Source organism: Atlantibacter sp., from assembly GCF_032062175.1.
Taxonomy (GTDB): Bacteria; Pseudomonadota; Gammaproteobacteria; order Enterobacterales; family Enterobacteriaceae; genus Atlantibacter.
Map to the genome: position 1 here is coordinate 43,628 of NZ_DAMBQK010000017.1, position 23,187 is coordinate 66,814.

Annotated in this window: 20 protein-coding genes; 11 read left to right on the forward strand and 9 right to left on the reverse strand. The window is 54.4% G+C overall.

From position 1 onward, the window contains the following. Both RT120_RS15135 and tamA read right to left on the reverse strand, forming a co-directional pair. The gene (locus tag RT120_RS15135; protein ID WP_312983815.1) at positions 1–3,777 is read right to left on the reverse strand and encodes a translocation/assembly module TamB domain-containing protein; all 3,777 of its coding nucleotides are present in this window, start codon (positions 3,775–3,777) and stop codon (positions 1–3) included. Beyond that, positions 3,774–5,471, reverse strand: coding sequence for an autotransporter assembly complex protein TamA (gene tamA, locus RT120_RS15140; RefSeq protein ID WP_312983905.1), 1,698 nt, complete (start codon positions 5,469–5,471; stop codon positions 3,774–3,776). Before tamA ends, RT120_RS15135 begins: the two co-directional genes overlap by 4 nt. 262 nt (positions 5,472–5,733) lie before the next feature. Here tamA and msrA point away from each other — a divergent pair, with 262 nt between their 5' ends. The 4 genes from msrA to RT120_RS15160 all read left to right on the forward strand — a co-directional run bounded on the left by msrA (position 5,734) and on the right by RT120_RS15160 (position 10,267). Further along, positions 5,734–6,375 (forward strand): peptide-methionine (S)-S-oxide reductase MsrA, encoded by a 642-nt coding sequence (gene msrA / locus RT120_RS15145; RefSeq protein WP_312983817.1) that lies wholly within the window; start codon positions 5,734–5,736, stop codon positions 6,373–6,375. A gap of 197 nt (positions 6,376–6,572) precedes the next feature. Continuing rightward, positions 6,573–7,013, forward strand: a complete 441-nt coding sequence (locus RT120_RS15150; protein WP_312983819.1) for a hypothetical protein — start codon at positions 6,573–6,575, stop codon at positions 7,011–7,013. A gap of 3 nt (positions 7,014–7,016) precedes the next feature. After that, on the forward strand, positions 7,017–8,765 hold the full coding sequence (locus tag RT120_RS15155) for a M48 family metalloprotease (RefSeq protein ID WP_312983821.1): 1,749 nt from the start codon (positions 7,017–7,019) through the stop codon (positions 8,763–8,765). Positions 8,766–8,935: 170 nt separating this feature from the next. Continuing rightward, complete coding sequence (locus RT120_RS15160) at positions 8,936–10,267, forward strand: hemolysin family protein (protein ID WP_312983823.1); 1,332 nt, start codon at positions 8,936–8,938, stop codon at positions 10,265–10,267. 75 nt (positions 10,268–10,342) lie between these two features. On the opposite strand, the gene RT120_RS15165 is transcribed toward RT120_RS15160, so the two are convergent. Further along, positions 10,343–10,549, reverse strand: coding sequence for a DUF1107 domain-containing protein (locus tag RT120_RS15165; protein WP_032616223.1), 207 nt, complete (start codon positions 10,547–10,549; stop codon positions 10,343–10,345). 335 nt (positions 10,550–10,884) lie between these two features. On the opposite strand from RT120_RS15165, the gene RT120_RS15170 reads away from it, so the two are divergent. Further along, positions 10,885–11,442: a YtfJ family protein gene (locus RT120_RS15170; RefSeq protein ID WP_312983826.1), complete on the forward strand. Its 558-nt coding sequence runs from the start codon at positions 10,885–10,887 to the stop codon at positions 11,440–11,442. Here RT120_RS15170 and cysQ read toward each other — a convergent pair. Beyond that, positions 11,432–12,172, reverse strand: coding sequence for a 3'(2'),5'-bisphosphate nucleotidase CysQ (gene cysQ, locus RT120_RS15175; protein WP_312983828.1), 741 nt, complete (start codon positions 12,170–12,172; stop codon positions 11,432–11,434). The two genes, RT120_RS15170 and cysQ, sit on opposite strands and share 11 nt — an antisense overlap. A 215-nt stretch (positions 12,173–12,387) precedes the next feature. On the opposite strand from cysQ, the gene RT120_RS15180 reads away from it, so the two are divergent. Beyond that, positions 12,388–14,334 (forward strand): bifunctional 2',3'-cyclic-nucleotide 2'-phosphodiesterase/3'-nucleotidase, encoded by a 1,947-nt coding sequence (locus RT120_RS15180; protein WP_312983907.1) that lies wholly within the window; start codon positions 12,388–12,390, stop codon positions 14,332–14,334. On the opposite strand, the gene RT120_RS15185 is transcribed toward RT120_RS15180, so the two are convergent. Then, positions 14,331–14,723 (reverse strand): helix-turn-helix domain-containing protein, encoded by a 393-nt coding sequence (locus RT120_RS15185; RefSeq protein WP_312983830.1) that lies wholly within the window; start codon positions 14,721–14,723, stop codon positions 14,331–14,333. The genes RT120_RS15180 and RT120_RS15185 overlap by 4 nt on opposite strands. Before the next feature lie 89 nt (positions 14,724–14,812). Between RT120_RS15185 and RT120_RS15190 the strand changes: the two genes are divergently transcribed. The 4 genes from RT120_RS15190 to ytfE all read left to right on the forward strand — a co-directional run bounded on the left by RT120_RS15190 (position 14,813) and on the right by ytfE (position 18,402). Continuing rightward, positions 14,813–15,661, forward strand: a complete 849-nt coding sequence (locus RT120_RS15190; protein ID WP_312983832.1) for an SDR family oxidoreductase — start codon at positions 14,813–14,815, stop codon at positions 15,659–15,661. An 81-nt stretch (positions 15,662–15,742) separates the two neighbouring features. Next, a complete protein-coding gene (locus RT120_RS15195) occupies positions 15,743–16,570 on the forward strand; it encodes an AraC family transcriptional regulator (RefSeq protein ID WP_312983834.1) in 828 nt (275 codons plus the stop codon). Between the two features lie 76 nt (positions 16,571–16,646). After that, positions 16,647–17,621: a DMT family transporter gene (locus tag RT120_RS15200; protein WP_312983836.1), complete on the forward strand. Its 975-nt coding sequence runs from the start codon at positions 16,647–16,649 to the stop codon at positions 17,619–17,621. Positions 17,622–17,736: 115 nt separating this feature from the next. Continuing rightward, positions 17,737–18,402 (forward strand): iron-sulfur cluster repair protein YtfE, encoded by a 666-nt coding sequence (ytfE, locus tag RT120_RS15205; RefSeq protein ID WP_312983838.1) that lies wholly within the window; start codon positions 17,737–17,739, stop codon positions 18,400–18,402. 63 nt (positions 18,403–18,465) lie between these two features. Here the strand turns inward: ytfE and cycA are convergent, their stop codons facing one another. Continuing rightward, positions 18,466–19,878, reverse strand: coding sequence for a D-serine/D-alanine/glycine transporter (gene cycA / locus RT120_RS15210; protein WP_312983840.1), 1,413 nt, complete (start codon positions 19,876–19,878; stop codon positions 18,466–18,468). 289 nt (positions 19,879–20,167) lie between these two features. Then, positions 20,168–20,788: an FKBP-type peptidyl-prolyl cis-trans isomerase gene (gene fklB / locus RT120_RS15215; protein WP_312983842.1), complete on the reverse strand. Its 621-nt coding sequence runs from the start codon at positions 20,786–20,788 to the stop codon at positions 20,168–20,170. 240 nt (positions 20,789–21,028) lie between these two features. Here fklB and RT120_RS15220 point away from each other — a divergent pair, with 240 nt between their 5' ends. Further along, on the forward strand, positions 21,029–21,619 hold the full coding sequence (locus tag RT120_RS15220; RefSeq protein WP_312983844.1) for a LysM-like peptidoglycan-binding domain-containing protein: 591 nt from the start codon (positions 21,029–21,031) through the stop codon (positions 21,617–21,619). A gap of 14 nt (positions 21,620–21,633) precedes the next feature. Here RT120_RS15220 and RT120_RS15225 read toward each other — a convergent pair whose 3' ends face one another. Together RT120_RS15225 and rplI are read right to left on the reverse strand one after the other, a co-directional pair. Continuing rightward, on the reverse strand, positions 21,634–22,572 hold the full coding sequence (locus RT120_RS15225; RefSeq protein WP_312983846.1) for a DMT family transporter: 939 nt from the start codon (positions 22,570–22,572) through the stop codon (positions 21,634–21,636). 162 nt (positions 22,573–22,734) lie between these two features. Then, positions 22,735–23,184, reverse strand: a complete 450-nt coding sequence (rplI, locus tag RT120_RS15230) for a 50S ribosomal protein L9 (protein ID WP_312983848.1) — start codon at positions 23,182–23,184, stop codon at positions 22,735–22,737. Between the last annotated feature and the right edge of the window lie 3 nt (positions 23,185–23,187).

The window sequence follows — 23,187 nt, forward strand, 5'->3', positions numbered from 1 at the left end:
CTAAAACTCGAACTGATAGAGCAAATCGAGTGCCTGATCTACGCCAGACACTGCTTCCAGATATAGCTTAGGCATCAGGCGATAACGCAGCGTGAGCGTCGCCAGAGAATCAAAGATACCTACGCCATATTTCACCTGCAGACCCGGCAGTACATAGCCGCTGACCACTACTTGCGAGGAGTCGCCAACCCCTTGGGTATCCAGCGCCAAATTGCTGACGCCAAACGTCTCGCCGATTTTACCCACAACCTGCCCACTTTGTGCAACCCCCAGGCCAACCAGCATTGACGTCATGGCTTCGCTATCGCTCTGCCCGCTCTCAAGCCCCTGACCGCGCAACAGATACGACAAAGCCTCTTGTTGCGACATTGCCGGGTCGGAGAACACCTCAACTTTCGGTTCATCCGGCGTGCCGGTAACGCGTACCCCGGCGGTCACATCGTTCTCCGTGGCCTCAGGATTTCGGATTGCCTCTATGTTTAAAAGCGGCTGATCCGGCGGACCGGAGAACAGCAGTTCGCCTTTACGCACGATCAGGTCCTGGCCGTAAGCGCGGAACCGCCCTTCCGGAATATTGACCTGGCCGTTCAGGCCCAGCCCCTGTTTATCCTGTGCCACTTTCAGATCGCCGGTCAGTCGCGCCCGTAACCCAAAGGCGTCCATCCGCACATTGTTGCCGACATGCACGATCAGATTGCTGTTGATGGGGATGGCCGCCGTCGGCGCACTTTCCGGTTTAAGCTGCGCATCCAGCATCACTTCATCACTGGAAACGTCGACTGCGCTTTCCGGCAGCTCATGCACCACGATACGCGCCCAGGGCACATCGACCCGGCCATCCAGAGTAATCAGGCTTGGCGTGGCTTCCAGCACGACGTCCGGCGAGACATCCAGCCGCACCATCGGCGGCACGCTAATGCGGACTTTATCCCCCTTTGCCGCCACCCGCGCGCGCCAGTTATCAATCTGGCTCCAGTCGGCGTCGCCGTTGAGATTGATTTGCCCACGCCGCGTATTCACCACGCCCTGTAGCGTGGAGCTCATGCCGTTAAACGCCAGAGAAAGCTGGCTTGGCTGCATATCGAACGGCATAAAGTTGCCGTCGATATCCACGCTGGTCAGCTGTAACTGCCCGAACAGTTGCGGCTGCGCCGCGTTGCCACCCAACCGCAGATTAGCGTTTAACAGCCCTGCCGCTTTTTCACCGCGCGAGAAGATGGCGTTAACCATCGCCAACGAGAAGTTGCGGATGTTGACGTTGCCGGACAAGTCGCGGCGGTTTTGCGGATCGGCGATCTGCACTTTGCCGTCAAACTGGCCGTTACCCGCCAGGCGCAGCAGCCAGCCCAGCTCCGCCTGATTATTACGCAGGGCGGCGTTCAGGCTCAGGGTATCAAAGACCACCGGCAGCGCGTTGCCGTTAACGATTTGCGTAACCCGGACACCGCGTCCATCCAGCGTCACGCTGCCCTGCGGCAGCCCTTCTTTGGTGGTGTCCCATGTGACATCAGCTTTGCCGGTGAATACGCCGCTCGCCTGGGTTTCCGGCGGCAAAAATTGCTTCACCATCGCCAGGTCAAAGCGGTTAAGGTCCACCACCGCATGGCCTGCCGCCCCGGCATCCACAGCCTGTGGCAGACACAGTTGCGCATTCGGGTTAGTCCAGCAATGTGGGCCGATATTGATTTTTTGCTCCTGGCCACGGTAATCCAGCGCGATGGCGCGGGTTTGCGACCAGGGGCCGACCGGCGTTTCAAAGCGGGTGTTTTCAAGCGTGCCGCGCCAGCGTTGCTCAGCGCGATCGAAACTGCCCTTCAGATTAAGCTGCCCGGAAACCGGATCGCCCTGCACCCGCAGCGCCAGTTGATGATCTTTTTCGCTGCCTTTGGCGTTAATCGTTGCCAGCGCGATAGTCAGCCCCGGCTGGGAAATGCGTTCAACCCGGACATCCAGGGTGCCGCCAATCTGGTCGGTGGATTTAATATCGCCATCTACCCGCAACTGGGCAATCGACAGTTCCTGCCAGCGCAGATTGCGTGCGGTAATATCCGCCAGCACCTGCGGCGCTTCCACCGTGCCACGGATCTTCACCAGGCCTTTGGCAGTACCGCCTAAGCCCGGCAGGGCGTTATCCAGATTCGGCGCGTCGATGTTGGCGTCCAGTTCCAGATCCTTCACGCCCAGTTCGCCTTTAATGTCGGCGGTATTACGCCCCAGCGCCACATGCAGGCCGGGGATCACCCACTGCATATAACTGTTGCCCTGGATCTGGCCATCAACCTTCACGGCGTTCTGTTTGACGTTGCCCGCCAGCTTGATTTCCGGCACGTTCACCTGCCAGCTCCCGCCGTACAGGCTACCGCGCAGTTTCACTAAGCCATCCAGCTTCGCGGGCCAGTCCGGCCAGGTTTTGGCGGTGTTGATTTTATTGAGGGTTAATTCGCCGCGCCAGCTGATGGCCTGCTGCCAGTCGAGCAGCGCCTTCAGTTCAGTAGTGCCTTCCAGCGCCGCGACGTTCAGCTTATCCAGATTGATGTTCTGCTCGTTGCCTTTGGCATCCAGGGTAATGGTCGCCGGGGGAATATCCGCGCCCTTCACCGCCGTGCGGAAGCTCAGGGTGTAATCGGTCATCTTCCCGGTCAGCTTGAGCTTGAGATCGTCCGCCTGATATTGCTTTTCACCGGTAAACGGCCAGTACAGCTGTTCGCTGGTGATATCCAGATTCAACGGCAGGCCCGCTTCCGCCAGCCGCGTCTGGCCGCGCAGCACCAGGTCAACCGGGCCGGACAGGTTAACGCCAAACTCAAGCTGCTCGCGTAGCGCGCCGCCGACTTTAATTTTGACCTTTTCGCCTTTAATTGGATCGACGTTTAGGGTGCTGTTAAGCGTGATATCAACCGGCCAGTTATTACGCAGCTCGGCGCGTCCGGTGGCGTTCACCGTTCCCTGGGTGGAATCGATATCCAGCGCATCGAGAGTAGCGAGGCCATCTACGCTGCTGACTTTAAGCAGCATCGCGTTGATGGTGACGTCAGTATCGCCCGTCAAACGCAGTTGCTCGCCGCGGAATGACTGGATAGTCAGGTTCAGCGGCAAATGGACGTCGGTCATTTCCGGCAGCACCGGTTTCGAGAACAGCTGTTTGAGCGTCTCGCCCAGCGGCAGCTCATCCGGCTGCGGGTTCTCTATCTTCGGTTCAACCACTTCTTCCTGCGCCACTTTGGCGACTTTTGGCAGCGCGATAAGCAGCCCTTGTAAGGTTGTCGGCGTCAGCGTCAGGTTACGTTCCTGCCAGTTAAGGCCAGACGCAAAATCCATTACTGATACCGTGGTGTCATCAATACGGATGTTGACGTTATTCAGCGTCACGCTGCTGAGTGTGATGGGATAAGGCGTTGAGAGATCGAGCGGACCGCTATCCTCCTCTTCTACCTGAGCCGCGGGCGGCATTTTCTCGGTATCGATAACCACGTTGATATCGCGTAACGCCAGGGCGTTTACGCACAGGCTGCTGTCGCGCAGGCAGGCCAGCTTCACGGCGAGGTGAACTTCGCCCGCCATCACGTTGACGCCAGGCTGCTCATAACGCAGGTTTTTGATCGACAGATCGCGCCAGCCGCCGGTCACGCTGCCAATCTCCAGCCCTGGCACCCAGCGGTCAGCCGCTTTGAAGACGATATGCAGGCCGGTGGTCGTCCCGACTAAAAAACCAACAATCCCGAGCAGCACCACCAGAAACAGCACCACGGCAAGGGTGATCTTCTTCCATAAACTCATAATTCTGGCCCCAAACCGATGTAGAACTGCAACCCGTGTTCTTCTTTATCGCCAATCGGCACCGCGAAATCGAGTTTGACCGGGCCGACGGGCGACTGCCAGCGCACCCCGACACCCGCGCCGGTTTTGAAATCGCTGCGGCGAATATCATTCACCGCTTCGCCGGAATCCACGAACATCGCCCCCCACCATTTGCCGCTGACGTTGTACTGGTATTCCAGCGAGCCGGTAGCCAGCTTGGAGGCCCCGGTAAGTTTGCCGTCATCATTCTCCGGCGAAATAGATTTGTACTTATAACCGCGAATACTGCGGTCGCCGCCTGCGAAGAAACGCAGGTCCGGCGGGACTTTGTCGAAATCGCCGGTTTCAATCCAGCCCAGATTGCCGCGCGCCACAAAGCGGTGACGATCGTAAAGGGTGCGGATCCAGACGTTTTGCGCCTGTACCACCACGAAGTCGACATCTGAACCCCAGGCCGTGTTGGAGTAGTCCACCGAATAGCGCTGGGAATCGCCCCAGGTCGGCATCAGCCCACCGCGCGAGCGGGTGCGGCTGATCATGACGCCAGGATAAAGCAGCATAGTGGTATTAGTGACATCTGCCTGGGTAAAGTGGTCGAGACTCCAGCGCAGGTTGATGGCGCGCTGCCAGCCGCTCGACAAATCCCAGTAGCGCGACACCGCCAGGGTGGTGGAATCGGCCTCGGTATCGTTGAGATCGGTACGCTTAAAGCCGCCCTGCACCAGGTAATACTGTTCGATTGGGTTTTTCAGCAACGGGACTTTGTAGCTGAAGTCGAGCTGCTGTTCCGGTGCAGAGATACTGGTGCTGGTGGTGAAGCTGTGGCCGTAAGAGTTAATCCAGGGCTTGTGCCAGGTGGCTTTAACGCGTGGGCCCACATCGGTGGAATAACCGACCCCGGTTTCAATCCGGTTCTGGATACGCGGCGAGAGGACGCCGTGAAGCGGCAGCACTTTGGTCTGACGGGCCTTATCGAATTCCGGCGCGACGACCACGGAGTTAAACCATCCGGTGGCGGAAAGCCGGCGGTTCAGTTCCGCCAGGTCTTTAGACTGGTAATAATCGCCCTGCTCGAACGGCACCAGGCTTTGCAAATACTCTTCGCGGATTTGCGACCCTTCGAAGGTCACCGGCCCAAAACGGTAGCGTTCGCCGCTGTTATAGTCGATGTCCCAAAATGCCTGATGACGTTCGAGAGAAACCCCTAACTGGCTCTTCGTAAATTCGCTGTCGAAGTAGCCTTTTCTCAACGAAACGCGGGTGAGACTTTTCTTAAAATTGTCGTAGTCACCATGATCGAGCACCGTTCCGATGGCTGGACGGGTGTTGAGCAGGTCGAGATAGTCGCGATCGGTTCGCGCACCGCCACGCAGGATCACATCGGTCCCGCCTATACGAACCGGCACCCCAGGCGACACTTTGGCGATCAAAACCTGGCGCCCTTTTGGCGGCGGTGGACGCAGATCAAAATCGATTGTCGGCTCGTAATACCCGAGCGCTTTAAGCCCATTTCGAATGGCGTCATCGACGCGCGCGCGGAATTGCCGGTCAGGCGTAACTTCATCGCTTTGTATTGTAGATAGTTGAGCGCGAACGTTTTTTTCCAGTTCGCCAGACAGACCTTCCACTTGTAGACGCACGTTCGCCGCGCTCGCGGCGGCGGAGGCCAGCATAAAACTGGCGCAGAAATAGAGACGGAATCGTGGCACGTTTTCTCCTGAATTTCCTTTTTCCCACCCCTGGAAGGAAACGTAGTGCCGCTCCGCGGCTTGATGAAAATTCCCGCATATCGGGAATTGAAAAAGAGACGACTACCCAAATATTTCTTATGTTTAAATCTAGACGTATTTATCAACTGTATTGTGTGCAAAGACACGCCGTGTGACAACCTTAGCGAGGCTGTTGCTTTTTCCCCCACCTAAGGGAGACGCTACGATGAATTTTTTTGATAAAAAGCACTTGATTGACCCGGATCTGGCTCTGCCAGGCCGCAGCACGCCGATGCCGGTTGCTGCGCTGCATGCCGTTAGCGAACATTCGATGACCAACGTGCCGGATGGCATGGAGATCGCCATCTTTGCTATGGGCTGCTTTTGGGGCGTTGAGCGCGTGTTCTGGCGTTTGCCAGGGGTTTACAGCACGGCGGCGGGTTATTCTGGCGGCTATACGCTGAACCCGACCTATCGGGAAGTCTGTACCGGTAAAACTGGCCATACTGAAGCGGTGCGCGTGGTGTACGATCCCCAGATCATTAGCTATGAACAATTGCTCCAGGTGTTCTGGGAGAACCACGACCCCGCGCAGGGCATGCGCCAGGGTAACGATATGGGGACGCAGTACCGCTCGGCGATTTACCCGCTGACGCCGGAACAGGACAGCGCCGCCCGGGCCAGCCTGGCGCGCTTCCAGAAAGCGATGGCGGAAAAAGGCGACGAGCGTCCCATTACGACCGAAATCGCCAGCGCCAAACCGTTCTACTACGCCGAAGACGAGCATCAGCAATATCTTCACAAAAACCCTTATGGTTACTGCGGGATTGGTGGGATTGGGGTGTGTTTGCCACCGCGCATTTCCTGAATCATCTATGGGCCTGTTATTTCAGGCCCATACACTTTTTTATCCGCTGCTTCTCACTCTTTCTGCAAATAAAGGGGCGTTAACATTTGATTACCCGGAAATAACCCGCTTCACTTTAAGATACAACCTTAGGTTGATACCGTAACTGGCTGGCGTGTTATATAGAATAATGAGGCATTGCGCTCATGGGGTATCTTATGAAAATCAGCGCCCAGGATTCGTTAGCGTGGGAAGTTGTTGCCCAGATTATTAAAGAAAATGAGCCTGCTGAATATCGCTATTTAGGCGATATTATTGATAACTCACTGAATGCTAAACCCCAGCAGGATATGGCTGGCGCATTCGACGTTGGCGATACCGTTCAGTACCTGGCAAACCAACTTTTCCCGATAATAAAATATGTTATCGCCATTATCGCGCCCGACATTTTGCATGGATTAAGCGCCATGACGCTGGAGCAGCTTAAAAAGGTCCTGTTTTCATCAGAAAAAGGCGTGACTGCCCAGGTCAAATATTCCCCCACTGAGGTCAGAAAAATTGTTCTGGCGGTTTGCCGCAAGAAAAAACTCTCCGGGGAATTAGCGGACAGCATCGCGGATGCGATTGCCCTGAGGTTACTTACGCCTCCTGAGAGGTAAAGTATGCGCAAAATAAATCAGTTGTCTTTTTACGACGAAACCCGGCTCGGCCAGTGGTTAATTATCCTTTCTATGCTGGCTTATTTTTATTATGGCAATGGGCCGGTTAATAACCTTAGCCTGGTTTTCTATCCCGGCATTGACGACCCTTTACTTCCCTGGTTTGATTGTGGTTTGTTATTACTGCTTGCCCTGGTTTTATATATGGTGAGCGCTTATCGGCGTGACCAACGGTACCGTGTTAACGCCAACGATGAGCAGGACGCTAACTTTTTCAGCCACTGCGCGCTGATCATTCGTGGCATCATGGGCAAGACAGTTCCCCTGGTGATGGCCTCAACCATTGGCAAAAATGCGTACTACACGTATCACAATTTTCACCCGCGCGTGGTCGCGGAAAAAGGGTTATGCATTGCATTCAATAAGCAGGAAAATATCGATGGTATTATCGCGCATGAATGCGCCCATATAAAACAGAAAGATATTTTATTTATCACCTTCCCCCTTTACCTGTTTTACGCTTTTGCCGCACTCACAATATTTAATATCATTGCCATTCAACTCTACTTCTGGTCACAATTTTTCACTGCCATGCCGACAATGACAGCGCAGGGCCAGAGCATTTTATATAATTTTGTTGTAATGATCCCGCGCGCACTGATCAACGTAGACGATGATATTTTTATTCTGATTGTGAATTTACTTATTATTCGGCACTTTATTCGCACTCGCGAATTGCTGACTGATGAAGTCGCGGCTCAGGAAGGATATCGAAGCGCGCTGATCTCTCAACTTTCACTAAAGAAAGCAAGACGCCAAACGCTTTTTTCCTTTCATCCCCCCGTGGAAAAGCGCGTAAAAAATTTGACGACGGCTGATATATGGCAACACATTGATAGTGGATTTATGGTGGCCATTTCCTGGGTTATCGCCAGAATATTTTCATGGATGACGGATGACATTACCTCACTTATCGATAATGTGATGCCGCACGTTGAGCAGGACATTAACAGTATCAGTGTCGATCAAATGTATGATTTACTTTTTGGTACTACGTTTATTCTGGTCGCTTTTATGGTTACCGCCCTGATGTCGTTTGTGTTTCTTAATCATATCAATCGTGTCGCGTCTACGCTTATCTACAATAACGCCTCAAGAACCCTCTTTTTGAAGCAAATACTTATCGCGCTGCTGTCCATTACCTTTGGATTGTTGCTGGCCTTTTTTACAGACTCACAATTTTTAAGAACCCTGTATAACAAAACATATATTCATGACTCGGCTGCGCTGATGCAGGCGGTGTCGGAGGCCATGATGTATTTCAGCCTAACGCTGGTATTAATTGCCGTTATGGTGCTGACGGGTTTTCTGTCCGCCTTTTTGTACGTAAAACGCCACTACCGTACCCGGACTGGGCGCGTTATTTACTTATCGGTACTCTGGACAGGTGTGGGTGCTGTCGTGCAATGGGCCTACGGCATCCTCTTTATGGTAGGCGGAGATAATGACGTTATTCGTAAGCTCTATTTTTCCGTCACGGCACTGATCAACCCCGATTTTCATGACGCGGTAAAAAATGAATTTTTGCGCGCCGCACCCGGAGCCCAGTTGCTGTTTTGGGCCATTCTGCTGCTGTTGCTTTTTATAATCATGGCGGTGATGCGTTACGTTCAGGCGCGCCCGATATCCGTCAAAACCCACCCCGATTATGCCTTGCAGGATAAAACCGCCATGCCAAATAAAGCGGCTTAACCCTTCGATTATTAAGGCAAAACCGCTTCCACTGGCAGCCCAGTTGCGGCTGCTGCTATACTAGGCGGTGAAATTCCGGCCTCGCTCCAGGGTGAGACCGGAATTTATCATGTTATTTTCAATGGATTTTTCACTTCCCTTTCGAGGATCCGGCTCAGGCTGGATAAACTATGTTAAACAGTATTTTATTAATACTTTGTCTCATCGGCGTCAGTGCGTTTTTCTCGCTTTCTGAGATCTCGCTTGCCGCCTCCCGCAAGATAAAACTTAAACTGATGGCCGATGAAGGCAACATCAACGCCATGCGCGTGTTGAAGATGCAGGAAAACCCAGGCATGTTCTTCACCGTGGTGCAGATTGGCCTTAATGCGGTGGCGATCCTTGGCGGTATTGTCGGCGATGCGGCGTTTTCACCGGCCTTTCACAAAATATTTGACGGCTTAGTGTCCCCTGAAATGGCGGAGCAACTGAGCTTTATTATGTCGTTCTCGCTGGTCACCGGCGCGTTTATTTTAATCGCCGACCTGACGCCGAAACGCATCGGTATGATTGCGCCTGAAGTGATTGCTTTGCGTATCATCAACCCGATGCGCTTCTGTCTGTTTGTGTTCCGCCCGCTGGTGTGGTTCTTTAACGGCCTTGCCAACGTGATTTTCCGCATTTTCAAATTGCCGATGGTGCGCAAAGACGATATTACCTCTGATGATATTTACGCCGTGGTAGAAGCCGGGGCGCTGGCCGGGGTGCTGCGTAAACAGGAACATGAGCTGATTGAAAACGTGTTTGAGCTGGAATCGCGCACCGTGCCGTCGTCGATGACCTCGCGTGAAAACATCGTCTGGTTCGATCTGCATGAAGATGAGCAGAGCCTTAAGAGCAAAATCGCCGAACATCCCCATTCCAAATTCCTGGTGTGTAATGACGATATCGACCATATCGTCGGCTATGTTGATTCCAAAGAACTGCTGAACCGGGTGCTGGGCAACCAGAGCCTGGCGCTGAACAGCGGCGTGCAAATCCGCAATACACTGATTGTTCCTGACACGTTGACCCTTTCTGAAGCGCTGGAAAGCTTTAAAACCGCCGGGGAAGATTTTGCGGTGATCATGAACGAATACGCGTTGGTAGTAGGCCTTATCACGCTGAACGACGTGATGACCACGCTGATGGGCGATTTAGTCGGCCAGGGGCTGGAAGAGCAAATTGTCGCGCGTGACGAGAACTCGTGGCTGATTGACGGCGGGACGCCGATTGATGACGTGATGCGCGTGCTGGATATTGATGAGTTCCCGCAGTCCGGCAATTACGAGACCATCGGCGGCTTTATGATGTTTATGCTGCGTAAAATCCCGAAACGCACCGACTCGGTGAAGTTCTCCGGCTATAAGTTCGAGGTGGTCGATATTGATAACTACCGCATCGACCAACTGCTGGTGACGCGCATTGATAACAAGCCTACCGTGCTGGTTCCCCGCAAGCCGGAAGAAACCCCTGCTTCCTGACCTTCAGAAACACTAACGGCCCCATCGGGGCCGTTTGATTACTGCACAGGTAATACTCACGTACGACTTAAAGGGTTAAGCCATCTCAGTCTGGAGACGCATAACCTGACGGTTCACTTCGGACATCACAGAGAAATGCTGCTTGTCCTTCACTTTCGGGACAAGGATCTTGCCCTTATCAAACTCGAAAGCGCCTACATCCTTGATATATAACCGTCCACGGAACAGGATCTTCACGTATTTAGCCACCTGAAGGGGGTTATAACGTTGGAATATTTTCACTTTTTTCTACTCCTGCTTAGTGTTACGCCCCGGCGGTTCCACAATCGGACCGTCATGGATAAGGCGCAAATTTTGTTGCCAAATGACTATAGACCAGATTGGTCAGGTGACACAGTGTGATTAAGTTTATTTACCGTTTTATTACACTTTTTAAGAGTTTTCTTTTCAGTTGCTCATAAAAGGCAGTATAAAGCGCGATTTTCTTCAGGATATGTGCGTCCGCCCGCAAACTGGCATCAAGGTTGCGGGTAAATGCGGGATTTAGCACATATGCTTAAAATGTCGGGACCAGGTGGTCCGATCACCTGCTTACAACAACAATATGGAGTCAATCTATGACCCTTCGCAAAGCCGTGACGCTCGCGACACTGCTGCTGCCATTAATGGCATCGGCACATAATTTTCAGGATAATCAACGCGTCCCGCCGGTCGGCGTATCTGACCGTGGCGAATTGATTCTTACTAACGATAAGTTTAGCTACAAAAACTGGAACAGCGCGCAGTTAAGTGGAAAAGTGCGAGTGGTGCAGCATATTGCCGGACGCACCTCCGCCAAAGAAAAAAACGCCGGGCTGATTGAAGCCATCAAAAACGCCAAACTGCCTCATGACACCTATCAAACCACCACCATTGTAAATACTGACGATGCCATCCCCGGTAGCGCGATGTTTGTGCGCAGCAGCCTGGAGGACAACAAAAAGCTGTATCCGTGGTCGCAGTTCATTGTTGATAGCGATGGTGTGGTCGCCAAATCCTGGGCGCTGGAGCCAGAAAGTTCAGCGGTAGTGGTGCTGGATAAACAGGGACGTGTGCAGTTCGCTAAAGACGGCGGGCTGACCCAGCAGGAAGTGCAGCAGGTAATGAGCCTGCTGCAACAGTTGCTTAGTAAATAGAAACTCTGAAGCCGGGGTTCAGGAACGACTCGCGCGGGGTGTAATCCAGCGTGACGCCTTTCCAGTCGTGAACGTGCGCCCCGGCCGCCACCGCCACCGCATGCCCCGCAGCGGTATCCCAGATGCAGGTCGGCCCGAAACGCGGATAAAGCTGCGCCTGCCCTTCCGCCACCAGGCAGAATTTGAGCGATGAACCGATGGACGTGGTTTGGTGCTCGCCCAATTGCTGCAAATACTCTTTCAGTTCATCATCGGTATGCGAACGGCTGATCACCACCAGCGGCGGCCTGGCGTCGCGCACGTGGATTTGATTGCGAATATCGCACTCCTCTTTCCACGCTTTACCTTCGGCGGCGCTGTACATCACCTTCATCACCGGCGCGTACACCACGCCCAATACCGGCTTCCCGTTTTCGATCAAGGCGATATTGACGGTAAACTCGCCGTTGCGCTTCAGGAACTCTTTGGTGCCGTCCAGCGGGTCCACCAGCCAGTAACGCTGCCAGTGCTGACGAATTTCCCACGCGGGCGGATCTTCTTCAGACAATACCGGAATATCCGGCGTCAGCGTATTCAGTCCTGCAACGATAATTTTATGGGCGGCAATGTCTGCCGCCGTGACCGGGGAATCGTCAATTTTATGGGTTGCGTCAATCGGTTTTTCGCCCTGATAGACCTGCATAATGGCGTTTCCCGCCTCGCGCGCCAACTGGCATACCTGTTCTAACATCTTCCACCTCGTTGTGAGCGACAGGCATATTCTGCCGCTGATTAACCCTTTGTTTTACCTGATGACTTTTTATATAGCATTGCGTCTGATTCCGCCATCTGTGATAGAGCCTGGATTTCCTTACATCAATCTATGGCAGGATTCACATTTCTGTAAGCAACAGCCTATACATACATATCTTTTTGCAACAGAGATCTTAAAAAGGGACCTTGATGATGATTAAGTTTAGCGCAACGCTCCTGGCGACGCTTGTGACGGCCAACGTCTATGCGGCAACGGTCGATTTAAGAATTCTCGAAACCACTGATTTACATAGCAACATGATGGATTTCGATTATTACAAAGATACCCCGACGGAAAAATTCGGCCTGGTGCGTACCGCCTCGCTGATTAACACCGCCCGTGGCGAAGCGACCAACAGCGTGCTGGTGGATAACGGCGATCTGATTCAGGGCAGCCCGCTGGGCGATTACATGGCGGCGAAGGGGTTAAAACAGGGCGATGTGCACCCGGTCTTCGCGGCGATGAATACTCTGGATTACGCTGTCGGCAACCTCGGCAACCACGAATTCAACTACGGCCTCGATTACCTGCACAACGCGCTGGCGGGGGCGAACTACCCCTACGTTAACGCCAACGTTATCGACGCCAAAACCAATAAGCCGCTGTTTACGCCGTATTTGATTCAACCCACCGAGGTGAAAGATCGCGAGGGCAAAACCCATTCCCTGAAAATTGGCTATATCGGTTTTGTGCCACCGCAGATTATGACCTGGGATAAAGCTAACCTGAGCGGCAAGGTCACCGTTACCGATATCACCGAAACCGCCCGCCGTTATATCCCGGAAATGCGTACCAAAGGGGCCGATCTGGTAGTGGTCGTGGCGCATTCGGGCCTTTCCACTGAACCTTACAAAGCGCTGGCAGAAAACTCGGTGTACTACTTAACCGACGTGCCCGGCGTAGATGCCATCCTGTTTGGTCACGCTCACGCGGTATTCCCCGGTAAAGATTTTGCCGCCATCAAAGGGGCAGATAGTGAGAAAGGCACCCTGAACGGTATTCCTGCGGTGATGCCCGGCATGTGGGGGGATCACCTGGGCGTAGTGGACATGGTGCTGAATAACGATGCCGGCAAATGGCAGGTCAATGAGGCGAAAGCCCAGGCGCGGCCCATTTACGACGCCGCAGCGAAAAAATCCCTGGCGGCGGAAGACGCCAACCTGGTGAAAGTGCTGAAGCCTTCCCACGACGCCACGCGCGATTTCGTCAGCCAGCCAATCGGCAAATCCGCCGATAATCTCTACAGCTACCTGGCGCTGGTGCAGGACGATCCGACCGTTCAGGTGGTGAATAACGCCCAGCGCGCCTATGTTGAGCACTTTATTCAGGGCGATCCGGATCTGGCGTCGCTGCCGGTGCTTTCTGCCGCCGCGCCGTTCAAAGTGGGCGGGCGTAAAAACGATCCAGCGAGCTATGTGGAAGTGGAAAAAGGCCAGCTCACCTTCCGTAACGCCGCCGACCTCTATCTTTACCCGAATACGCTGGTGGTGGTGAAAGCCAGCGGTAAAGAGGTCAAAGAGTGGCTGGAATGCTCCGCCGGGCAGTTTAACCAGATCGATGTGAATAACAGCCAGCCCCAGAGCCTGATTAACTGGGATGGCTTCCGCACCTATAACTTCGATGTGATCGACGGGGTGAATTACCAGATTGATGTCACCCAGCCCGCGAAATACGACGGCGAATGCCAGGTGGTAAATCCTCACGCTGAACGGATTAAGGGACTGACCTTTAATGGCAAGCCTGTCGACCCGAACGCGATTTTCCTGGTAGCAACGAACAACTATCGCGCATACGGCGCTAAGTTTGCCGGTACGGGCGACGATCATATTGCCTTCGCTTCACCGGATGAGAACCGTTCGGTGCTGGCCGCCTGGATTGGCGCGCAGACTAAACAGGCCGGAGAAATTCATCCGGCGGCGGATAACAACTGGCGTCTGGCGCCGATCCACAGCGATAAGCCGCTGGATATCCGCTTCGAAACCTCGCCGGGCGAAAAAGCCGCCGCGTTTATTCAGCAAAAAGCGCAATATCCGATGAAAAACGTCGGTAATGATGAAATTGGCTTTGCGCTGTATCAGCTCGATCTGAACGCCCGTTAAGCCGCGCTGGCGTCTCGTTCCTGACGGGACGCCATCACCTGCGGTAAATTCATTTCAATCCAGTCGGCCAACGCCGCGACTTTCTCGCTCACGTCTTCGCCCAGCGGCGTCAGGCTGTATTCCACATGGGGCGGCACGACCGGGTAAGCAACCCGGTTGACAAAGCCGTCCTGTTCCAGCCATTGCAGGGTCTGGGCCAGCATTTTTTCGCTGACGCCACCCATTTTGCGCCGCAGATCGCTAAACCGGTGGGTGCCATCCCGCAGCGCCACCAGGATCAGTACACCCCAGCGGCTGGTGACGTGCTTTAACACGTCCCTGGACGGGCATTGCTCCGCAAACAGATTACCGTCGCGTAACTGTTGAGTCAGGGTATTCGCAGCCGTCATTTTGATACTTACCTTTTTGTGCGTACTTACTAAAAGTTAGTTAGGGTGATAGTGTGCCACAACACTCACCAAATACGAAGGAGTCCCTCATGATTGCCATCACGGGCGCAACCGGTCATTTAGGCCAACTGGTCGTTAACCAACTGCTGGAAACCCATAACGCACAGGACCTTGTGGCGATTGTGCGTAATCCAGCTAAAGCACAGGCGCTGGCGGATAAAGGCGTTCAGGTTCGTGAAGCGGATTACGGCAACCCAACGGCGCTGGCATCGGCGCTACGGGGCGTGGAAAAACTGCTGCTGATTTCATCCAGCGAAGTGGGCCAACGTGCCGTCCAGCATCGCAATATTATCGATGCGGCGAAATCCGCTGGCGTACAGCTGATCGCCTACACCAGCCTGCTGCGCGCGGATACTTCGCCGCTCGGGCTGCACGTGGAGCACGTGGATACTGAAAACTATCTGGCGCAATCTGGCGTACCTTACGTACTGCTGCGTAACGGCTGGTACAGCGAAAACTATCTGGCGAGCGTACCCGCGGCGCTGGAGCACGGCGCGTTTATCGGCAGCGCTGGCGAGGGCAAAATCGCCTCCGCCTCCCGGGAAGATTATGCCGAGGCCGCCGCGAAAGTGCTGAGCCTCGATAATCAGGCAGGGAAAGTGTATGAACTGGCGGGCGACAGCGCCTGGACGCTGGCGGAGCTGACGGAAAAAATTTCCGCGCTGACCGGTAAAACCGTGGCATATCACAACCTCAGCGAAGCGGATTTCGCCGCCGCGTTGCAGGGCGCGGGTCTACCTGAAGGGTTTGCCAAACTGCTGGCGGACTCCGACATCGGCGCATCTAAAGGCGGACTGTTTGATGACAGCCGCCAGTTGAGCCGCCTGATTGGCCGCCCGACCACCTCTATTGATGACAGCCTGAAAGCCATCCTGTAATTGTTAATTAGCGGTTAATTTTCGTAGCCATGCCACGGCTCATCCCTATAATGAACAAGAAGCAGTCTAAGGGGGTGAGTTGTGCAAGGTGTACCAGAACAGTTTACCGATGAACAAGATCGCGCCCGGTTTCGGCATTTAGCCGCCATTCCGGGCATTGAGCTTTATCATGCCCACATCGCCAATTATGCTTTTGAACCCCATACTCACGAAGCCTTTGGCATTGGCACCATCGAATGGGGTGCCGAGCGCTTTCGCTATCGCGGTGCCGATCACGTGGCGGCGGTAAACTCCCTGGTTACCATGAACCCGGACGAACTGCACACCGGCGAAGCGGAGACCCACGGCGGCTGGCGCTACCGGATGATTTATCTCGAACCCGATTTGCTGGAGCAAATGACCGGCGTCAAACAGTGGTGGTTCACTGACGTTGAGCGCCACGACCCGCTGCGCGCCCAGGCGACCGGGCGGATTATTTACGATCTGTGGCACCAACCCGATCCACTGGCCCAGCAGGGCCTGGTGTTAGATCTTATTGATACTTTCCGCCCTTACGCCCGTCACGGCGGCAAGCAGATCCTCACGCGGCAAACCCGCTTCGACCGGGTGCGCGATTATGTCTACGATAATTACATGCATGCCGTGGGGCTGGAGGAGCTGGCAAAAGAGGCCGCGCTCAGTCCGTATCATTTCCTGCGCCAGTTCAAGGCGCATTTTCACGTCACTCCCCATCAAATGCTGATGGCCGTGCGGCTATGGCGCGCCAAGCAGTTTTTGACGACCGGTATGCCTGCCGCAGAAGTGGCGATTGCGACCGGGCTCAGCGACCAGTCTCATCTGACGCGCGCCTTTACCCGCCGCTACGGCATCACCCCGGTACGCTATCAGAAGCAGGTCACCCGAGGCTAAAAGCGCAATCTCATACAATAATTCTCAGGCGTTGCTGTTCACACTGGGCGTTACATTGTTTTAACGGGAATGCGTCATGTTTGCTGGAGTGTTGTTCGCCCTCGCCGCAGGGTTAATGTGGGGGCTGATTTTCGTGGGGCCGCTGATCGTGCCGGAATACCCAGCGGCGTTGCAATCGACGGGCCGCTATCTGGCGCTCGGTTTGATCGCCATCCCTATCGCCTGGCTGGGCCGCCGTCGCCTGAGACAGCTCTCCTCCCGCGACTGGTGGACCGCGCTGTTTCTCTCCGCCGTCGGCAACCTGATTTATTACGTCTGCCTCGCCAGCGCCATCCAGCGCACCGGCGCGCCGGTTTCCACCATGATTATCGGCACGCTGCCGGTGGTAATCCCGGTCTTCGCCAATCTGCTTTATAGCCAGCGCGACGGGAAAATTCCGTGGCGGCAGCTCGCGCCTTCGTTATTACTTATCGCCATTGGCCTGATACTGGTGAATTACGCCGAACTGCGCGGCGGCGTGGTGGATTTCGATCTTTGGCGCTATGGCAGCGGGATTGCGCTGGCGCTGGTGTCGGTGGTGTGCTGGGCGTGGTACGCGCTGCGTAACGCCCGCTGGCTGCGCGAAAACCCGGATAAACCGCCGATGATGTGGGCCACCGCCCAGGGGCTGGTCACGCTGCCGATGTCGCTGATTGGCTATGTGGTGGTTTGCCTGTGGCTTTCCCACCAGCCGTCCTCTTTTGCCCTGCCCTTCGGCCCGCGCCCGGCGGTGTTTGTCACGCTGATGATCGTCATTGCGGTGCTATGCTCCTGGGTAGGCGCGCTGTGTTGGAACGAAGCCAGCCAGCGGTTGCCGACGGTGATCCTCGGGCCGCTGATCGTATTTGAGACGCTCGCCGGCCTGCTTTACACCTTCCTGATGCGCCAGAGCCTGCCGCCGCTCATTACTGCGCTGGGCATTTTGCTGCTGGTAATTGGCGTGGTGCTGGCAGTACGCGCAAAGCCGCAAAAATCGCCGCCCACCGTCATTCCCGTCACACCGGGATCGTGATCGCAAATCGGCGCGAACAGCGCCGTTTTTTTTTGGCTGACTCAAAAGGGTTATAGCTTTCCCTAAAAGATGTATTTAATATGCATCTTATATTCTGATGATTGAGGTAACCGCTATGGCCTTCCGTGACCAACCTTTAGGTGAACTGGCTTTAACCATTCCCCGCGCTTCTGCCCTGTTCCGTAAATACAATCTCGACTTCTGCTGTGGCGGCAAACAGACCCTGCTACGCGCGGCGACTCGCCAGGAGCTGGATCTCGACACCATCGAAGCGGAACTGACCGCGCTGGCGGACGAGCCGCTGGAAAAAGAGTGGCGTACCGCGCCGCTGGCCGACATCATCGAGCACATCATTGTGCGTTACCACGATCGCCACCGCGAGCAACTGCCGGAACTGATTTTCCAGGCCACCAAAGTGGAACGCGTTCATGCCGATAAGCCGAACGTGCCGAAAGGCCTGACCAAATACCTGACCATGCTGCATGAAGAGCTTTCCAGCCACATGATGAAAGAAGAGCAGATCCTGTTCCCGATGATCAAACAGGGGATGGGCAGCCACGCCACCGGACCGATTACGGTAATGGAAAGCGAGCATGATGAAGCGGGTGAACTGCTGGAAGTGATTAAGCACACCACCAACAACGTGACGCCACCGCCGGAAGCCTGCACCACGTGGAAAGCAATGTACAACGGTATTAATGAGCTGATTGACGATCTGATGAATCACATCAGCCTGGAAAACAATGTTCTTTTTCCGCGTGCCCTCGCTGGAGAAAAATAAGGCGCCCATTGAGCGCCATCGGAAGTCCTTATTGGGCCATCATTGATGGCCCTTTTTTTCGTCTTACTTCTGGAAATTCGCCAGACGTTTCTTGCCGATAAACAACCAGCCCAGCCCCAGCACGATGAACCACAGCGGCGTGACGATCAGCGCCTGACGGGTATCATCTTCCAGCGTCAGCAACACCAGCACGAACACGAAGAACGCCATGCACACCCAGCACATCAGCTTGCCAAGCGGCATTTTGTAGATCGATTTCTCATGCAGGTGCGGACGCTGTTTGCGGTACACCAGGTATGAACACAGGATGATGGTCCAGACGAACATAAACAGGATCGCCGAGACCGTGGTGATCATGGTGAACGCGCCGATCACGCTCGGGTTCACGTACAGCATGACCACGCCGCCCAGCAGACAGATGCAGGAGAAGGTCAGCCCTTTCGCCGGAACTGCGCGCTTAGAGAGTTTGGCGAACGCTTTTGGTGCCACGCCTTCCTGCGCCAGGCCGAACAGCATACGGCTGGTGGAGAACACGCCGCTGTTGGCCGACGAGGCCGCAGACGTTAGCACCACGAAGTTAATCACGCTCGCGGCGGCAGGCAGGCCCACCAGCACAAACAGCTCAACGAACGGGCTCTTGTCCGGTACCACAGAGCTCCACGGCGTCACTGACATAATTACGATCAGCGCAAACACGTAGAACATGATGATACGAATCGGAATCGAGTTGATGGCGCGCGGCAGCGATTTCTCAGGATCTTTGGTTTCCGCCGCCGTTGTGCCTACCAGTTCAATACCGACAAACGCGAAGACCGCTATCTGGAACCCGGCAAAGAAACCGCTAATGCCTTTCGGGAACCAGCCGCCGTCATTCCACAGATGTTCTAACGAGGCTTCGACGCCGGTGGGCGACTGGAAATGGGTGGCAATCATCACCACACCGACAATAATCAGCGCCACAATGGCGACGATTTTGATCATCGCGAACCAAAATTCCATCTCACCGAACATCTTCACGGTGGCGAGGTTAAGGCCCAGCAGCAGCAGAACCACCGCCAGCGACGATACCCAGTCGGAAAGCTCGGGGAACCAGAACTGGGCATAGGCGGTAATCGCGACGACATCTGCCATCCCGGTCACCACCCAGCAGAACCAGTAGGTCCAGCCGGTAAAATAGCCCGCCCACGGCCCGAGCAGGTCCGAGGCGAAATCGCTAAACGATTTATATTCCAGATTAGAAAGTAATAATTCCCCCATCGCGCGCATCACAAAGAACAACATAAAACCGATGATCATATAAACGAAAATAATCGACGGCCCTGCGAGGCTGATGGTTTTGCCCGACCCCATGAATAAGCCGGTGCCGATAGCGCCACCGATGGCAATAAGTTGGATATGGCGGTTTGTAAGATTACGCCGTAGCGACTGCTCAGCCGGTGCCTCAGCAACGTCTGCGTCTTTGACTTGATCTACCATGTTGAATTCCTGTACCTGTCTGTGTTGTTCAGGCTCTGATGGCCTGTAAATGCATAATGAAGTGACGATGCCCCTCAAAAACATCATCGATATTAGGTAACAATCGGAGGGTTGAGTACTGCGATTTTAACGTTATGTTAATTAAATGTTGAAAATGAGTGTTAAATCACTATTACCTTGCAAAGCATCTCATGAAAACACCCGGAACGGGGGCGCAATCAGGAGAAAGCACCACAATTATCATTATTTCCATTATTTACCCCCGTCGAAACGGGGGTGATATGCGAGGTTACAGGATTTCCAGTAACTCTACTTCGAAAACCAGGGTGCTAAACGGCGGGATTGATGCACCCGCACCACGCTCGCCATAGGCCAGGTTTTGCGGAATGGTCAGTTCCCATTTGGAGCCCACCGGCATCAGGGTCAGGGCTTCGATCCAGCCAGGGATCACACCGCTTACCGGGAATTCAGCCGGTTCGCCACGCATCACGGAGCTGTCGAACACGGTGCCGTCAATCAGTTTACCGGTGTAATGCACACGTACGCGGTCTTTACGCGCCGGGATTGCGCCTTCACCCTGGGTGATGACGCGGAATTGCAGGCCGGATTCAGTGCTGTTCACACCTTCACGTTCACGGTTTTCGTCCAGGTATTTCTGGCCGTCCGCCGCCATCGCCTGCTGGCGTTCGCGACGCACTGCATCGGCGCGCTCGTGGATCTCACGCAGTGCGCGGTGCACAACGTCGACCGGCACAGCCGGTTGATTGCCATCCAGTGCGTCACGCAGACCCGCGACCAGCGCTTCTGGCAGCAAACCCTGCAGCCCGGATTCACGCAGTTGCTGTCCAACCTGCAAACCAATGCCGTAGCTTGCCTGGGATTCGATGCTGTCAAAAGAAGGGGTGGTCATGGATTTTCCTTTCATGCTGATAAAAAGTAGCGGGCAGCATAACAGCCCTGGTGTTTAGGGTAAAATGATCCTGCATTAGCGGGATAGATCGGTTTGGTACTAAAACTGATGCCTTAAGTCCGCAGGATTGCAGGTATGATGTCACGAAAGACCACATTGTTACCGCCATCAATCAGTTAGCAATATATACTGGTTATAAGCGGAGAATGCCGCACGCCTTACAATGCGCAGGAGAAGAGCATGCCCGGACGATTCGCAATCAAACCCACCCTTTCGCGGATTTGGCACGCGCCGGACCATTTTCGGCTGATGGACCCGCTCCCCCCCTTTCATCGTCGCGGCATTATTATTGCGGCGCTGGTGATTGTGATCTGTTTTCTCTGGCCCGCTTCGCAGCCTGAGCAAACCCAGGTAAGGCGCGATGCCCAGCTCGATATTCAGCCCTCATCGCAGCCGCCGATGCAGGCCGAGCTGACCACCCCGCCGCCCCAGACCCAGGCGACGCAGACGCCAGAGCCTGCGCCTGTGGAATCCGCCCCGCAGCCGTTCCAGAATAACGATATCGACCAGCAGTGGCGCAGCTACCGCGTTGAGTCAGGGAAAACGATGGCGCAACTGTTCCGCGACCACAATTTGCCGCCAGCGGACGTTTACGCCATGGCCCAGGTTGAAGGGGATGGAAAACCGCTCAGCACCTTGCAAACCGGCCAGATGGTGCAGATTCGCCAGAACGCGAGCGGTGTGGTCACAGGCTTAACGATTGATATCGGCGACGATAAACAAGTGTTGTTTACCCGCCAGCCGGACGGCAGTTTTATTCGTGTCCGCTGACGAGATGGGAGTGCTTAGTCACTCCCTTTTGGCATCTTGTTAACCCACCAGATGCCCGAGCACACCAGAATCAGCGCCAGCACGTATTTCCATTCAAGAATGTTTTCGGCCAGGAAAACGGCAGATAACGCGGTCCCCGCCACCGGAACCACAAAGTTAAACGGGGCGATCATGCTGACGCGGTTGTACTTCAGCAAAATGCTCCACAGGGCAAACGCGACAGATGAAAGCAGCGTCAGGTAGCCTAAAATCGCCACCGAGGCGAAGCCGTGAACCTCCAGCGTCCCGCCCGTCAAATAGCCAATCACAATCAGCACCAGCCCGCCAAAACCTAACTGGTAACCGGTCATCACGGTAGGATCGACGGTTTGCGAAATGCGCTTTCCGTACATGGTCGACGCGGAGAGGATAAAGGCCGCCAGCACCACAAACCCGTCGCCCATCAGGCTAAAGCTAAAATCACTCATACCGCCGTTAAAGTTTACGATCATCACACCCGCAAAACCCAGCACGCAGCCGATGGCCTTGTTATAGCTCAGCTTGTCGTTGTGATAGATAAAGTGCGCCAGCAGTACGCTAAAGAACGTGCCGGTTGCGTTCATGATTGAACCTTTGACGCCAGTGGTGAAGGCCAGCCCAATATAGAAAAAGGTGTACTGGAGCGTGGTTTGGGTTAAACCCAGTATCGCCAGTTGACCGCACTGACGGGGATTCAGGCGGGCGATAGGTTTGCGCTGCATCATTGCGAAGAGCAACAGCAGTAGTCCCGCGAACAGGAAGCGGTAGCCGGCAAAGACTATTTTCGACGGAATATCGTCGGTAGCGATCTGGAAAATTTCGTAGCCGCTTTTAATCGCCGGGTAGGAACTTCCCCACAGCAGACAGCACAGTGTTGCACAGGCGAAAGCGACATTTTTACGAGCAAAAACAGGGGTTGGGCAAACAGCGTCCATTCCACTCACCAAAGATAAAATAACGTTTCAGTTTATTATCAGTGATTGCTCAGAGAATAGCCACCCTCAAAAATGGCGGCACAGCGGAATTGGGCGTTAACCGCCAGAAATGCAAAACGCCGACTTACGTCGGCGTTTTTACACGTTTATGCGAATAACGAATTATTCAGCAACCACGTTTACGATCAGCTTAGCAAACACTTCGCTGTGAACCTGGAAGTCCACTTCGTGTTCGCCAGTGGTACGCAGAACGCCGTTCGGCAGACGAACTTCGCTCTTAGCCACTTCAACGCCAGCTGCAGTTACAGCGTCAGCGATGTCGCGAGTACCGATGGAACCGAACAGTTTACCTTCGTCGCCTGCTTTAGACGCGATAGTAACGGATTCCAGTGCGTTGATTTTCTCAGCGCGCGCTTCAGCAGCAGACAGAACGTCAGCCAGTTTAGCTTCCAGTTCAGCACGACGTGCTTCGAAAAACTCAACGTTTTTCTTGTTAGCCGGAACAGCTTTACCCTGTGGCACCAGGAAGTTACGAGCGTAGCCCGCTTTAACGTTAACCTGATCACCCAGGCTGCCCAGGTTTGCTACTTTATCAAGCAGAATAACTTGCATTAC

What these genes read in the sequence shown, in the direction of transcription:
- RT120_RS15135 (WP_312983815.1), bottom strand. Translation starts at nt 3,777, where the DNA reads ATGAGTTTATGGAAGAAGATCACCCTTGCCGTGGTGCTGTTTCTGGTG.
- tamA (WP_312983905.1), bottom strand. Translation starts at nt 5,471, where the DNA reads ATGCTGGCCTCCGCCGCCGCGAGCGCGGCGAACGTGCGTCTACAAGTG.
- msrA (WP_312983817.1), top strand. Translation starts at nt 5,734, where the DNA reads ATGAATTTTTTTGATAAAAAGCACTTGATTGACCCGGATCTGGCTCTG.
- RT120_RS15150 (WP_312983819.1), top strand. Translation starts at nt 6,573, where the DNA reads ATGAAAATCAGCGCCCAGGATTCGTTAGCGTGGGAAGTTGTTGCCCAG.
- RT120_RS15155 (WP_312983821.1), top strand. Translation starts at nt 7,017, where the DNA reads ATGCGCAAAATAAATCAGTTGTCTTTTTACGACGAAACCCGGCTCGGC.
- RT120_RS15160 (WP_312983823.1), top strand. Translation starts at nt 8,936, where the DNA reads ATGTTAAACAGTATTTTATTAATACTTTGTCTCATCGGCGTCAGTGCG.
- RT120_RS15170 (WP_312983826.1), top strand. Translation starts at nt 10,885, where the DNA reads ATGACCCTTCGCAAAGCCGTGACGCTCGCGACACTGCTGCTGCCATTA.
- cysQ (WP_312983828.1), bottom strand. Translation starts at nt 12,172, where the DNA reads ATGTTAGAACAGGTATGCCAGTTGGCGCGCGAGGCGGGAAACGCCATT.
- RT120_RS15180 (WP_312983907.1), top strand. Translation starts at nt 12,388, where the DNA reads ATGATTAAGTTTAGCGCAACGCTCCTGGCGACGCTTGTGACGGCCAAC.
- RT120_RS15185 (WP_312983830.1), bottom strand. Translation starts at nt 14,723, where the DNA reads ATGACGGCTGCGAATACCCTGACTCAACAGTTACGCGACGGTAATCTG.
- RT120_RS15190 (WP_312983832.1), top strand. Translation starts at nt 14,813, where the DNA reads ATGATTGCCATCACGGGCGCAACCGGTCATTTAGGCCAACTGGTCGTT.
- RT120_RS15200 (WP_312983836.1), top strand. Translation starts at nt 16,647, where the DNA reads ATGTTTGCTGGAGTGTTGTTCGCCCTCGCCGCAGGGTTAATGTGGGGG.
- ytfE (WP_312983838.1), top strand. Translation starts at nt 17,737, where the DNA reads ATGGCCTTCCGTGACCAACCTTTAGGTGAACTGGCTTTAACCATTCCC.
- cycA (WP_312983840.1), bottom strand. Translation starts at nt 19,878, where the DNA reads ATGGTAGATCAAGTCAAAGACGCAGACGTTGCTGAGGCACCGGCTGAG.
- fklB (WP_312983842.1), bottom strand. Translation starts at nt 20,788, where the DNA reads ATGACCACCCCTTCTTTTGACAGCATCGAATCCCAGGCAAGCTACGGC.
- RT120_RS15220 (WP_312983844.1), top strand. Translation starts at nt 21,029, where the DNA reads ATGCCCGGACGATTCGCAATCAAACCCACCCTTTCGCGGATTTGGCAC.
- RT120_RS15225 (WP_312983846.1), bottom strand. Translation starts at nt 22,572, where the DNA reads ATGGACGCTGTTTGCCCAACCCCTGTTTTTGCTCGTAAAAATGTCGCT.
- rplI (WP_312983848.1), bottom strand. Translation starts at nt 23,184, where the DNA reads ATGCAAGTTATTCTGCTTGATAAAGTAGCAAACCTGGGCAGCCTGGGT.